The 12,108-nt window shown below is 72.5% G+C and carries 12 protein-coding genes and 1 pseudogene; 3 read left to right on the top strand and 10 right to left on the bottom strand.

The genetic code is table 11. The features are described 5' to 3' along the window. The first annotated feature begins 12 nt into the window (after positions 1 to 12). On the top strand, positions 13 to 888 hold the full coding sequence (locus tag ACFOYX_RS33655; RefSeq protein WP_322438804.1) for a hypothetical protein: 876 nt from the start codon (positions 13 to 15) through the stop codon (positions 886 to 888). 71 nt (positions 889 to 959) lie between these two features. Here ACFOYX_RS33655 and ACFOYX_RS33650 read toward each other — a convergent pair whose 3' ends face one another. Next, positions 960 to 2,195, bottom strand: coding sequence for a peptidoglycan DD-metalloendopeptidase family protein (locus ACFOYX_RS33650; protein WP_322438803.1), 1,236 nt, complete (start codon positions 2,193 to 2,195; stop codon positions 960 to 962). Positions 2,196 to 2,259: 64 nt separating this feature from the next. Next, the gene (locus ACFOYX_RS33645; RefSeq protein ID WP_322438802.1) at positions 2,260 to 2,907 is read right to left on the bottom strand and encodes a hypothetical protein; all 648 of its coding nucleotides are present in this window, start codon (positions 2,905 to 2,907) and stop codon (positions 2,260 to 2,262) included. A gap of 266 nt (positions 2,908 to 3,173) precedes the next feature. On the opposite strand from ACFOYX_RS33645, the gene ACFOYX_RS33640 reads away from it, so the two are divergent. Both ACFOYX_RS33640 and ACFOYX_RS33635 read left to right on the top strand, forming a co-directional pair. Beyond that, a complete protein-coding gene (locus ACFOYX_RS33640; protein WP_322438801.1) occupies positions 3,174 to 4,187 on the top strand; it encodes an ATP-binding cassette domain-containing protein in 1,014 nt (337 codons plus the stop codon). Further along, positions 4,184 to 5,038, top strand: a complete 855-nt coding sequence (locus tag ACFOYX_RS33635) for an ABC transporter permease (RefSeq protein ID WP_109805404.1) — start codon at positions 4,184 to 4,186, stop codon at positions 5,036 to 5,038. Before ACFOYX_RS33640 ends, ACFOYX_RS33635 begins: the two co-directional genes overlap by 4 nt. Positions 5,039 to 5,267: 229 nt before the next feature. On the opposite strand, the gene ACFOYX_RS33630 is transcribed toward ACFOYX_RS33635, so the two are convergent. From ACFOYX_RS33630 to ACFOYX_RS33595, 8 genes and pseudogenes are all read right to left on the bottom strand, one after another. Next, positions 5,268 to 5,720 (bottom strand): hypothetical protein, encoded by a 453-nt coding sequence (locus tag ACFOYX_RS33630; protein ID WP_322438800.1) that lies wholly within the window; start codon positions 5,718 to 5,720, stop codon positions 5,268 to 5,270. Positions 5,721 to 5,817: 97 nt separating this feature from the next. After that, a complete protein-coding gene (locus tag ACFOYX_RS33625) occupies positions 5,818 to 7,416 on the bottom strand; it encodes a GMC family oxidoreductase (RefSeq protein WP_377534717.1) in 1,599 nt (532 codons plus the stop codon). A gap of 83 nt (positions 7,417 to 7,499) precedes the next feature. Next, complete coding sequence (locus tag ACFOYX_RS33620; RefSeq protein WP_322438798.1) at positions 7,500 to 7,826, bottom strand: DUF1801 domain-containing protein; 327 nt, start codon at positions 7,824 to 7,826, stop codon at positions 7,500 to 7,502. A gap of 35 nt (positions 7,827 to 7,861) precedes the next feature. Further along, the gene (gene tnpB, locus ACFOYX_RS33615) at positions 7,862 to 8,884 is read right to left on the bottom strand and encodes an IS607 family element RNA-guided endonuclease TnpB (RefSeq protein ID WP_322438797.1); all 1,023 of its coding nucleotides are present in this window, start codon (positions 8,882 to 8,884) and stop codon (positions 7,862 to 7,864) included. Positions 8,885 to 8,952: 68 nt separating this feature from the next. Next, a pseudogene (locus tag ACFOYX_RS33610) lies at positions 8,953 to 9,180 on the bottom strand (recombinase family protein); the annotation flags it as partial. Between the two features lie 125 nt (positions 9,181 to 9,305). Continuing rightward, positions 9,306 to 9,464, bottom strand: a complete 159-nt coding sequence (locus tag ACFOYX_RS33605) for a hypothetical protein (protein ID WP_322438796.1) — start codon at positions 9,462 to 9,464, stop codon at positions 9,306 to 9,308. 123 nt (positions 9,465 to 9,587) lie between these two features. Beyond that, positions 9,588 to 11,111 (bottom strand): glycerol kinase GlpK, encoded by a 1,524-nt coding sequence (gene glpK / locus ACFOYX_RS33600; RefSeq protein ID WP_322438795.1) that lies wholly within the window; start codon positions 11,109 to 11,111, stop codon positions 9,588 to 9,590. A 41-nt stretch (positions 11,112 to 11,152) separates the two neighbouring features. Continuing rightward, entirely contained in the window at positions 11,153 to 11,920 is a 768-nt protein-coding gene (locus ACFOYX_RS33595) for an IclR family transcriptional regulator (protein ID WP_322438794.1), read from the bottom strand. Between the last annotated feature and the right edge of the window lie 188 nt (positions 11,921 to 12,108).

Raw genomic sequence — 12,108 nt, 5'->3', positions numbered from 1 at the left:
CGGCGGGACGTGATGAGCCGGCGAAACTACCTGGTGGCGATGGTCGCGGTCGGAGCGCTGACGGCCGGCTGCGGCGGGCAGGGCGGGACGTGGGCCGGCGTCCCGGACAGCCCGCAGCTCGGCAGCACCGGGAGCCCGGGACCGGCCGATCCGGTGGCGCTGATCGGCAACTGGCGGCTGGCGGAGGTCGCCGAGGAACCCGACGGCATCCTGCGCCTCGCACCCGACCGGGTTCAGCTCTTCGGCCGCTGCGGGATGCTGGTCGGCTCCTGGCGGGCCGACGCCGGTGGGCTGTTCGTGGTCGGCATGTTCGGCGCCTCGGGAGCCGAGGGCCGGACCGGCTGCGCGAAGGCCGACAGGTTGACCCCGGACTGGCTGCGGCTGGTCAGGTCGTACCGGGTCGAGGGCGACACGCGGGTGCTCCTGGACGGCGAGGGCGCGCTGGTCGCCCGGCTGCTGCCGGGCGCGAAACCGACCGCCGGCCCGGACCTGGCGGCGTCCGAGGTCGAACCGCCGCAGGCCACCGACGAGGTCCGGCGGTGGTCCGCACCCGCAGCCGCGCTGCCCGTGACGCTGACCCCGGCCGAGGCGGACCGGCTCGTCGGGAGGTGGGTGCCCGCGTCGGGGCCCGAGCGGGCGTACGTCGAGTTCGGCGCCGACGGCGAGTGGCGCGGCTCCGACGGCTGCAACCGCCAGGCCGGGCGCTGGATCGCGGGCCCGGGCGGAGCCCTCCTCGCCACCACCGGTTTCAGCACGCTGATCGGTTGCGACAGCGCGCCGGTCGGGGCCTGGCTCTCCTCGTCCTGGCGAGCCGGCCTGGACGGCGAGACCCTGGTGCTCCTCGACTTCCGAGGCGGGGAGGCCGGGCGGCTGCGGCGCGCCGGCTGAGCACCGGCGCGCCGGCGATCGGGTTGACCGGCGGCTGAGGCAGCCGACCAGTGTGGAGCGGGTGCCGTCGCTCAGAGCCAGGGCAGCGGGTCCACGGCCCGGCCGCCGAGCCGTACCTCGAAGTGCAGGTGGGGGCCGGTGGAGGCGCCGGTCGACCCGACCAGCCCGATCACCTGGCCGGCGCGTACCCGCTGACCGACCGAGACGAGCAGCCGGGACTGGTGGCCGTAGCAGGTGGACAGCCGCTGCCCGTCGGCGCGGCCGTGGTCCAGGCAGGTGTAGTTGCCGTAGCCGCCGTACCAGCCGGCCCGGGTGACCCGGCCGTCCGCCGCGGCGACGATCGGGGTGCCGACGGGGGCGGCGAGGTCAACCCCGGGGTGCAACTGCCACACGTGGAAGTACGGGTCGAGCCGGGTGCCGAACCTGCTGGTGAGGCGGCCTCGCAGCGGGAGGCCGAGGCTGCCCCCGCCGGCCGTGGCGGTGCCGCGGGCCGGTGCCGCCACGGCGGGCACGGCGCGTACCTGGCGGTCGATCTCCTGCCGCAGGGCTGCCTCCTCCCGCTCGCGGCGGGTGAGCTCGGCCTCGCCGGAGGCGATCGCGCCGGACAGCGCGACGGCGTGGCCGGCGGGGGTGTCGACCACCTCCGCGGAGTCCGCCACGGCGAACGGCGGCGCCGGATCCGGGTCCGCGCCGGTGGTGAGCGCGGTCATCAGTTGCAGCACCGGATCCGGGTCGCGCCGCACCCGGGTCAGGTCGTCCCGGGTCCGGGCGAGGACGTTGTGCAGGTACTGAATCCGGTGCTGGACGTCGGTGAGAGCGGCGACCCGACGGGCCTGGGGCGTGTCGGCGGCGTCCACCGGTGGCTGGGGATACAGGTCGGCGCCCGGGTCGGCGCCGATCAGCGCGCCGGCGGCAGCGGGGCTCACCACCGAACCGCCGTCGCCGGGCGGGCCCGGGACGGCCGCTCGCGGTGGCGTGCCGGCGGCCGGCGGGGTGGTCCCGGGTGCCGCCGTCGGTCCGGTCGACGGAGTGGCCGACGGGACGGTCGGCGGCTTCGGAGTGGGCAACTTGACCGTCGGCGGCTTGATGGGCGGCAGGGTCACCGTCGGCAGGTTCACCGGCGGCAGCGACACGGTCAGCGACGGGCTGGGCAGGGGCAGCAGGGTCGGCAGGGGCAGCGGCTCCTGCACCGAGGTCGGTGCCGCGGCGGTCGCCGTCCCGGCATCCAGGCAGACGGACGTCGTCACCAGCGCCGCCGCCCCGGCGAGCGCCGCCAGCGTGGCCCGCCTCCAGCACCGTCGATCCATGCCGTACTCCTGCCGCCGACCCCGTTCCCCGTCCCCTGCTACATCGGATCCCGGTGCCTGGTCGTTACAGCCCGCCAGCCGGCGGCGGGCCGTGCCGCAGCCGCAGCCGCCGACGCGTCAGCACGGCAGCCGCGGCGACCGCGCCGGCCACCACGATCGCCGCGACGGCCGGCACCCGCATCGACCGTCCGCCCGGCAGGGCCTCCCTCGCCACCGGCGACTCCAGCGCCGGATCGGTGGGCGTCGCCGTCGCCCCCGGGAGCAGGTACGCGTTGCTGGCGAACTGGGCGCCCGTCGCGGTGGACTCCACCGAGGTGACACTGACCCGGTTGCGGACCAGCGTGCCCGGCGGCACACCCGGGCGGACCCGCCCGGCAATGGTGATCTTCGGTACCGACGGGGCGGTGCTCAGGCGCAAATCGCCGAGCTCGCAGACGACCGTACGAGGGGACGCCGTACACCGACCCGGCTCCGCGCTCGCCGTGACACCGTCGAGATCGGCCGTGGTGGTGAACGTGACCCGCGTGTTGGTGAGGGTGCCGCCACCGGAGATCGTGACGACGTGGGTCACCTGCTGCCCGGGCAGCGCGCCGAACGGCGTCGACGTCAGCACCGGCGCGGCGTCCACCGGCCGGGCGGGTGTCGGCGTCGGGGCAGCCACGGCCACGGCGGCCAGCAAACCCACCACCGGCGCGGCAACGGACTCCCACATTCCCACACTGTAGGTCGACCGGCGACGGTCCGCCGGACCTTGTCCCTCCTTTACCTCCTGCGGGTTTCATCGACGCCGGCTGTTGCGCGCGATGGCGTTGTGTCGTACGGCTGCCGTTGAATGGGCCTGCACACGGTCGACCAGCTCCGCACGGTCCGCACCGCGCCGCAGGTGGTGCCGGCATCGCCGGCATCGCCCTGCGCCGTGCGACGGCTGCGCGGCCGGCGGGTCAAGTCTCCAGAACGCGCACGAGGAAGGTAGCGGTCATGAGCAGACGCACCACCGGCCTGGCCATCGAGGCCGAGGGCCTGACCCGGTCGTTCGGGGCGACCCGCGCGTTGGCCGGCATCGATCTTCAGGTCCCCGCCGGCACCGTCTACGGCCTGCTCGGTCCGAACGGGGCGGGCAAGACCACGGCGGTGCGCGTGCTGGCGACGCTGCTGCGTCCCGACGGCGGCCGGGCTCGGGTGTTCGGCCACGACGTCGTCGAGGAGGCGGACGCCGTGCGCGCCCGGGTCAGTCTCACCGGCCAGTACGCCTCAGTGGACGAAGACCTGACCGGGACGGAGAACCTGGTGCTCCTCGGTCGGCTGCTCGGGTTGAAGCGGGCGGCCGCCCGGGAGCGTGCCGAGGCGTTGCTGGCCGCGTTCGGCCTGACCGAGGCGGGCGACCGCCAGGTCAAGAAGTACTCGGGCGGCATGCGGCGGCGCATCGACATCGCGGCGAGCATCCTCAACACCCCTGACCTGCTGTTCCTGGACGAGCCGACGACGGGCCTCGACCCGCGCAGCCGCAACCAGGTGTGGGAGATCGTCCGGGCCGTGGTGGCGCACGGCACGACCGTGTTACTGACCACGCAGTACCTGGACGAGGCCGATCAGCTCGCCGGCCGCATCGCGGTGGTCGACCACGGCCGGGTGATCGCGGAGGGCACGCCGGGTGAGCTGAAGGCGTCGGTCGGCTCCGGCACGGTTCACCTGCGGCTGCGCGACCCGGGGCAGCGTCCGGCGGCCGAGCGGCTGCTCCAGGCGGCGCTGGGCGTTCCGGTACAGCTCGAGCCCGACCCGGTCGCGCTGACGGCCCGCGTCGGGGGCGACGGCAGCGACCTCGACGCCAGTGAGCAGGCCGCCCGTGCGCTGTCCGACCTGGCCCGCGCCGGCATCGCCGTCGACAACTTCTCCCTCGGTCAGCCGAGCCTGGACGAGGTCTTCCTGGCCCTTACCGACCACCCCGCCGTCTCCACGGACGAGCGGGACGACCAGCTGGAGGCAGCGCGATGAGCAACGCCGCTACCACGACCGGCCGCGCCCCGTCCGTCTACGTCCCGTCCGCCGACGCCCTCGGTACGGTGCTCGCGCCCGGTACGCGACCGCCCAGGCCGAGCGCCCTCTCAGCGTCGCTCACGTTCGGCTGGCGCGCCCTTCTGAAGATCAAGCACGTGCCGGAGCAGCTCTTCGACGTGACGGCGTTTCCGATCATCATGGTGCTGATGTTCACGTACCTGTTCGGCGGCGCCCTCGCCGACAGCCCCCGGGACTATCTGCAGTTCTTCCTGCCCGGCATCATGGTGACCAGCGTCGTGATGATCACCATGTACACCGGGGTCGGGCTCAACACCGACATCGAGAAGGGCGTCTTCGACCGCTTCCGGACGCTGCCCGTCTGGCGGCCGGCCGCCCTGGTCGGCATGATCATCGGAGACGTGCTGCGCTACATCCTCGCGGCCCTGGTCATCCTGGGCGTCGGGCTGGTGCTGGGGTTCCGGCCGGGCGGCGGGCTGCCGGGCGTACTGGCCGGGATCGGGCTGCTGGTCGTCTTCTCGTTCGCGTTCTCCTGGGTGTGGACGTTCTTCGGCCTGGTCCTGCGCAGCGAGAAGTCCGTGATGGGCGTCAGCATGATGGTGCTGTTCCCGCTGACGTTCCTGAGCAACGTGTTCGTCGAGCCAGGCACGATGCCGGGTTGGCTCCAGGCGTTCGTCAAGGTCAATCCGGTGACGCAGTTGGTGGCGTCGGTGCGCGCGGTGATGTCGGGGGCGTCCGATCCGTCGAGCACGATGTGGACCCTGGTGTGGAGCGCCGGGTTCGTGGTGGTCTTCGGTGTGCTGACGATGTACCGCTACAACCGCCGCTGACATCGGGCGCTGCCGTGGCGCCCCTTCCCGATGGGACGGGTCGCCACGCTGATGGCGGTGCTGCCCGGCGCCGGCGGGGACGCACGATCTACCTCGACGCGCACTACGCCGCCTCAACGCCGCCGGCCGCACGATCATCCTCGTCCCGCATGACGTGCGGCGTCCGGTCAGTGCCCGGCGGGGGCTGTCCGGGCTGCGGTAGCCGCGGGTAGCCGGCGGTGCTCCCGGGTCAGCAAACCCCGCCGGTCTCCCAGTTCAGCTTGCCGCCGCCGAACGGCCCCACACCCGGTTTGAGGGTCTGCGGGATGGTGGCGTTACCGGCCACCACGTACCACGAGTCGCCGCAGTGGCCGGACAGGGCCAGCCGCATGGTCCAGGTCGGCTGGGAGCGGTCGAGGTAGCGGACCTGCTCGGCCGCCGGGTCGGACCGCTGCTCGACCTGGCCGGGGCCGGTGGCCGGGTCGGCCGCGCGGTGCGGGCCGGGGTGGGGGTGACCGCCGGCCGCACGCTGCCCGACGGGGTGGGTGCCGCGCTCGGGGTGGGCGTGCCGGCGGCCGTCGTGACCGGCGTGAGTTCCGCGGCCGGCCGGGCGGCCGACGGCCGCTCCGGTGCGGACCAGGCCATGGCGACGGCGACGAGCAGCACCAGCACGGCGGCGAGCCCCGCCGCGGGAAGCAGCCACCGCCGGGAGCGGATGACCTCGGGTACGTCGGCGGGGGACTGCTCGGACATGCGGGCTCCGGGTGGCGGAGGCGAGGATTCGCCAGGGTGCGGGGGTCCTACTGTCGCCGATCAAGGATCAGGTCGGCGGCCCGCCAGGCCAGTGCCATCACCGGGGCGTTGAGGTAGCTCGAGACCAGGACCGGCAGGACGGAGGCGTCGACGATCCGTAGGCCGTCCACGCCGCGCACCCGGAGCTGCGGGTCGACCACGAACTCGTGGTCCGGGCCCATCGCGCAGGTGCCCACCGCGTGGTAGCCGCAGTAGCCGAGTGCGAGGGCCGCGTCGATGATCTCGTCGTCGTCCTGGACACCCGGACCGGGCAGGGTCTCCGCGGAGATCCGCTTCGCGATCGGCGCGGTGGCGAACAGCTCCCGCATCCGCCGGAAGGCGCTCACCGCGACGCGACGGTCATGCGCGGTATCGAAGTAGTTGGCGACGATCCGCGGTGGCGTTTCCGGATCGGCCGACGTGATGGCCAGGCTGCCCTCGCTGTCCGGCCGGGTCACCGTCGCCAGGGCCATCAGCCCCGGCTCGGTCTCCAGCTCCAGCGCGTGCCCCGGGCGCTGTGGCGCCGCCGAGAAGGGCGCGATCAGCAACTGCGTGTCGGGATGATCGGCCTCCGGGTCGGACCGGATGTGCGCCCCGACGTCGTACACCGGCAGGGCGAGCGGCCCCCGGCGGGTCAGCAGGTAACGCAGCATGGCCCGCCCCTGACCGAGCCGGCTGCCCAGCAACGGGTTGTAGCCGCCCGCGGCGGTCAGCCGGAACTGCACCGGCATCGACCGGTGCTCCCGCAGGCCGGTTCCCACCCGGGCCCGGTCGACCAGCACGTCGACGCCGGCGCGGCGCAGCGTGTCGGCCGGACCGATGCCGGAAACCTGCAACAACTGCGGGGTGGCGATCGCGCCGGCGGCGAGGATGACCTCGGCGGAGGCCGCGTAGTCCACCGTCCGCCCGTGCCGCCGGGCGCGCACCCCGATGGCTCGGCCCTGCTGGACGAGGACCCGGAGCGCGACGGTCCCCACCGCAATGGTCAGGTTGGGCCGGTTGCGGACCGGATGCAGGAAGGCGTCGGCGGCACTGAACCGGCGACCGTCGCGAATGGTCGCCATGACATAGCCGATCCGCTCGTCGTCGTCGGCGTTCAGGTCGTCCGCCCGGCGCCAGCCCAGCTCCACCCCGGCGGCGATCGTCTCCTCGCAGAGCTCGTCGGTGTCGGTCGCGCTGGACAGCCGCAGTGGCCCGTCGGCGCCGCGTACCTCGGAGGCGCCGAACGGGTTGTCCTCCAGCTGCTTGAAGATCGGCAGCATGGTGTCCCATCCCCAGCCGGGGTTGCCGAGGCGTTCCAGCCCGTCGTAGTCGAGCCGGCCGCCGCGGCCGTACACCATGCCGTTGATCGAGCTGGAACCGCCGATCATGCGACCCCGCTGCCAGACCTCGCGGCGCGCCGGCCCCGCGTCGGCGGGGTAGTGCCAGGCGGTGCGCGGGTTGTCCATCAGCCGGCTGAAGGTCTTGGGGATGCGGACGAAGGGACTGCGGTCCCAACCACCCGCCTCGATCAGCAGCACCCGGGTGCCCGGATCCTCGGTCAACCGGTTGGCCAGCACACAGCCGGCCGAGCCGGCACCCACCACGACGTAGTCGAACTCCTCCAATGGGCACCCCCGGTTCGCCGGCACGAGCGTGGCACCCACCGTAGTCCGTTGATCACCGAACGGAAAGGGGGGCCGCCAGGCCGCTATCGGCGGTGTTCGCCGGCCCGGTCGACGCCCTTGTGCACCCGCACGGTGCGGTCGATGAGCTCGCGGAGGCTGGTCTCGTCGACATCGTCGAGCCGTTTCAGGTAGAGGCAGCCCTTGCCGGTCTTGTGCGGACCGAGCCGGGCGAGGACCGGCGCGTGCCGCTCCTCGAACCCGCCCACCAGGTAGACGACGAGCTGCTGCTTTCGCGGCGAGAAGCCCGCCAGCGGCCAGTCGCCTGTGCGCCCGCTCTCGTAGGTGTAGCGGTAGCTGCCGAAGCCGACGATGCTCGGGCCGTTGCTGATCCCGTCGTCCGGTGTCAGCAATCCGTGCGTTTCCGCGCGGAAGGTCCGTAACGGTGTCACCGCAATGTGAGGGTCGCGGTGTCCTGATGACGGTCTCTCGCTTCCGCCTGCCGCTGTCGTGGCAGGGTTGCGCCACCTGCCCGCCCCGCCCCGGCCATACGGCTGGGAAGGGTGACGCGGGTCTTCTGGTCGGCTCCACGAGGCTTCGGCGCTTTCGCGCCCCGGTCTCCGGCCACTCCGGTGCCGGTGGTGCTGGCCGTCACAAGGGCGGCGAGGTTGCAGGCGGCGTTAGCGTCCCGGTCCATCACCAGGCCGCATACATCGCAGCAGAAAGCGCGCGCGTGCAGCGGCAGTTTGGCTTTCACCGCGCCACACCCGCAGCAGGTCTTCGAGGAAGGGAACCAGCGATCGGCGACATGGACCTGTCCACCGTTCCAGCCGGTCTTGTAGGTCAGTTGTCGCCGGATCTCTCCGAATCCGGCGTCGGCGATCTTCCTTGCCAGGCGCCGATTGCGGAGCATCCCGGCGACATTCAGGTCTTCGACCACCACCGTGCCGTACTCGGCGCTGATCGCTGTAGTGAGTTTGTGCAGCGCGTCGGTACGCAGGTTCGCCACCTGGTGGTGTACCCGGTTACGTTCCGCGTTGGCTTTCAGCCACCGTTTCGAGGGCGTCTGGCCGGTGCGCCGGTCCAGCCCATGGCGGCGGGAAACCCGCCGCGACAGGCGTTTGAGGGCCTTCAGGGCGGTGTCGTAGTGCGCCGGGTTGAGCACGTGGCGGATCTCGCCTCGACTGTCGGCGAGGACGGCGAGGCATTTCACGCCCAGGTCCACCCCGACCGCGACGTCCGGGCGGGCCGGGGTGCGCTCGGCGCGTTCGACCTCGACTTGGAAGGAGACGAACCAGCGCCCGCGCTCGAACCTCACAGTGGCGGAGAGGATGCGGGCGCTGCCGCCTGCGATACGACGCTCAAGCTTGCGTGTGGATTCGTGGGTGCGGATCGTGCCCAGTCTGGGCAGGGTGACATGACGGCGGTCCGGCTCCACTCGGATCGTGCCGGTGGTGAATCGGCAGGCCAAGCGCGCCTGCGATCGCGGTGCTCGACCACGATCACCGCCGCTTCGGGGTCGGCGAGGACAGAGGCGAGTTTGCGACGCCGGCCGTCTAGTCCGGAGCCGACCTCCGTGACGACTTCACCCACCGCAAGCCCGACCCTGGTCGCTCCCGCGACCACCCGGGCAACCTGCCGATCCAGGTCAGGCTTCTGGTCGGACGAGGACACCCGGCAGTACGCCACCAACCGGCCAGCCGCAGGGGCGTCAGGCTCCTGCACTAGCCAAGTCCCGGTAGCGGTACGCACCACTGGCACGGGCATCTTGCCGTCCCTAGCCCACCGCCAAGCGGTCTGGGAGTGCACACCGTTGCGTGCCGCCCACTCGCCCAACCTCACACGGCTATCCTATAAGGACATTGATTAGAAGATGAAACAACGTGCAACAGCTAGCAACCCCACATCACCGCCGGCTCGCCGGTCACCTCGCGCAGAATCGAGCGGAGGCGTTGCGCGTCGGCCCGCCGGCGTTCGTCGGGAACCGCGGCCAGGAAGTCGTCGACGCTGGCCTCGGTCGGGACCGTGACCGGCTGCTTCGATGTCGCCATCAGGTCATGCTCCCATGCGGGTACGACAACGGGTTCGCGCTCGGTGCGCTCGTTCAGCGCTGCTGTTCATCGAGGAAGGCGAGCAATCCGCTCGGATCCGGGGAGCGTGGCCGGCGCGGTCGGTCATTCGTTGGCGGCCCGGGCCGCCGGCTTGATCCAGCCGAAGGTGCGCTCCACCGCGCGCTCCCAGTTCTCCCGTTCCTCGGCGCGGACGGCCTCGTCCATCTCCGGCAGCCAGCGGGCGGCGAGATGCCAGTTGCTGCGCAGCCCCTCCAGGTCGGGCCAGTAGCCGACCGCCAGCCCGGCGGCGTACGCCGCGCCGAGGGAGACCGTCTCGGCGACCATCGGGCGCACCACCGGCACCGCGAGCACGTCGGAGACGAACTGCATCAGCAGGTTGTTGGCGGTCATCCCGCCGTCCACCCGCAGTGCCGTCAGGTCCAGGCCGGAGTCGGCGTTCATCGCGTCCACCACCTCCCGGGTCTGCCAGCCGGTGGCCTCCAGCACCGCCCGCGCCAGGTGCCCCTTGGTGATGTACGAGGTGAGACCCACGATGACCCCGCGTGCCTCGCTGCGCCAGTGCGGCGCGAACAGCCCCGAGAAGGCCGGCACGATGTAACAGCCGCCGTTGTCGTCCACCGTCCGGGCCAGGGTCTCGATCTCCGGCGCGGTACTGATCAGGTCCAGCCGGTCGCGGAACCACTGCACCAGGGACCCGGTGATCGCGATGGAGCCTTCGAGGGCGTAGACCGCCGGCTCGCCGCCGATCTGGTAGCCGACGGTGGTGAGCAGCCCGTGGGTGGAGTGCACCGGCTCCGCGCCGGTGTTGAGCAGCAGGAAGCTGCCGGTGCCGTAGGTGCACTTGGCATCGCCCGGCGCGAAGCAGGTCTGGCCGAACAGGGCCGCCTGCTGGTCCCCGAGCGCCGCGGCGATCCGGACGCCGGGCAGGACGTCGGTCGCGGTGCCGTACACCTCCGACGAGGAGCGGATCTCGGGCAGCATGGCGGACGGGATGCCGAAGAAGGCCAGCGAGTCGGGGTGCCAGGCGAGCGTACGCAGGTCCATCAGCATCGTCCGGCTGGCGTTGGTCACGTCGGTCAGGTGCAGACCGCCCGCCGGACCACCGGTGAGATTCCAGATCAGCCAGCTCTCCATCGTCCCGAAGAGCACCTCCCCCCGCTCGGCCCGCTCGTACAGGCCGGGGGTGTGGTCGAGCAGCCAGCGCAACTTCGGGCCGGAGAAGTAGGTGGTCAGCGGCAATCCGCAGCGCTGCGGGAGGTCCTCGGCGCCGGGCGTCCCGGCCAGCGTCTCCACCAGGGCGTCGGTGCGGGTGTCCTGCCAGATGATCGCCGGGGCGACCGGGACCCCGGTGCGCCGGTCCCACACGACGGTGCTCTCCCGCTGGTTGGCGATGCCGATCGCGGCGACCTGGCCGGCGACGATGCCGGCCTGGGCGAGGGCCCGGGGCACCACCTTCCCGACGTTGCGCCAGATCTCCAGCGCGTCGTGTTCAACCCAGCCGGGCCGGGGGAAGTGCTGCTGGTGCTCCCGCTGGGCCACCGAGACGAGGTTGCCCCGGCGGTCGAAGACGATGCAGCGGGTCGAGGTGGTGCCCTGGTCGATGGAGACGACGTAGCTGTCAGTCATTCCTCGTCCTCTCTGGGCGGAGGCGGAGCAGGGTGGACGGATCACCAGCGGGCCGCGCCGAGGTCCCGGGAGACCGCGCGGGCGGCGTCGCGGACGTACGCGACGAGGGCCGGGCGGGGGTGGCCCTGCCCGTCGCAGACGCGGTCGACCGGGCCGGAGAGCCCGATCGCGCCCACGACCAGACCGCCGTAGCCGCGGATGGGCGCGGCGATACCGGCCTCGCCGAGGGTCATCTCCTCGATCTCGGCGCCCCAGCCGTTGTCCCGGATGCCGGTCAGCGCCCGGGTGAGGGTGCGGGCGGTGACCAGGGTGCGCCGCGTGTACGGCTCAGGTTCGCCCTGCATGACCGCGTTGGCGGCGCCCACGTCGTAGGCGAGCAGGACCTTGCCGAGCGCGGTGGCGTGCGGGGGCAGCAGGGACCCGACGTCCAGGGTCTGCAGGGTGTCGTCGGGCCGGAAGACATGGTGGACCACCAGCACCTTGCCGTCCAACAGGGTGCCGATGCGGACGGCCTCGCCGCTGCGCGCGGCCAGCGGGTCGGCCCAGTTGATGGAGCGCGAGCGCAGTTCGTTGACGTCGAGGTAGCTGGTGCCCAGGTGCAGCAGGGCCGCCCCGAGCTGGTACTTGCCGGAGGTCTTGTCCTGCTCCACGAAGCCGACGTCCTGCAGGGTGCGGACGATGCCGTGCGCCGTGCCCTTGGGCAGGTCGAGGGACCGGGCGATCTCCCCGATGCCGAGCCGGCCGGAGCTGCTGGCCAGCAGGCGGAGGATCGCCGCGGCCCGCGCGATGGACTGCACCTGACCCGGCATGGGGCCGAATGCTAACGGCGATCCGGCCGCCGCAACAGTGTTCGACATTGTCGACCGGGGTTCGTTGACCCGGCCCCACGGGTTTCCTACGGTTCACCGAACGGTGACGTCCGACATCGCAGCGTCACCGACCGACCCTCCGCTTTCCCGGACGGGAGGGCCGCCATCCCCACCGCGTTGGAGGAACC

Source organism: Micromonospora sp. GCM10011541 (genome assembly GCF_042650725.1).
Classification (GTDB): Bacteria; Actinomycetota; Actinomycetes; order Mycobacteriales; family Micromonosporaceae; genus Micromonospora; species Micromonospora sicca.
This window is presented reverse-complemented; position numbering and strand designations above follow the sequence as displayed.

Excerpts from the sequence above, each read along its gene's own strand:
- ACFOYX_RS33635 (WP_109805404.1), top strand. The coding sequence starts at position 4,184 with ATGAGCAACGCCGCTACCACGACCGGCCGCGCCCCGTCCGTCTACGTC.
- ACFOYX_RS33655 (WP_322438804.1), top strand. The coding sequence starts at position 13 with ATGAGCCGGCGAAACTACCTGGTGGCGATGGTCGCGGTCGGAGCGCTG.
- ACFOYX_RS33645 (WP_322438802.1), bottom strand. The coding sequence starts at position 2,907 with ATGTGGGAGTCCGTTGCCGCGCCGGTGGTGGGTTTGCTGGCCGCCGTG.
- ACFOYX_RS33605 (WP_322438796.1), bottom strand. The coding sequence starts at position 9,464 with ATGGCGACATCGAAGCAGCCGGTCACGGTCCCGACCGAGGCCAGCGTC.
- glpK (WP_322438795.1), bottom strand. The coding sequence starts at position 11,111 with ATGACTGACAGCTACGTCGTCTCCATCGACCAGGGCACCACCTCGACC.
- ACFOYX_RS33595 (WP_322438794.1), bottom strand. The coding sequence starts at position 11,920 with ATGCCGGGTCAGGTGCAGTCCATCGCGCGGGCCGCGGCGATCCTCCGC.
- ACFOYX_RS33650 (WP_322438803.1), bottom strand. The coding sequence starts at position 2,195 with ATGGATCGACGGTGCTGGAGGCGGGCCACGCTGGCGGCGCTCGCCGGG.
- ACFOYX_RS33640 (WP_322438801.1), top strand. The coding sequence starts at position 3,174 with ATGAGCAGACGCACCACCGGCCTGGCCATCGAGGCCGAGGGCCTGACC.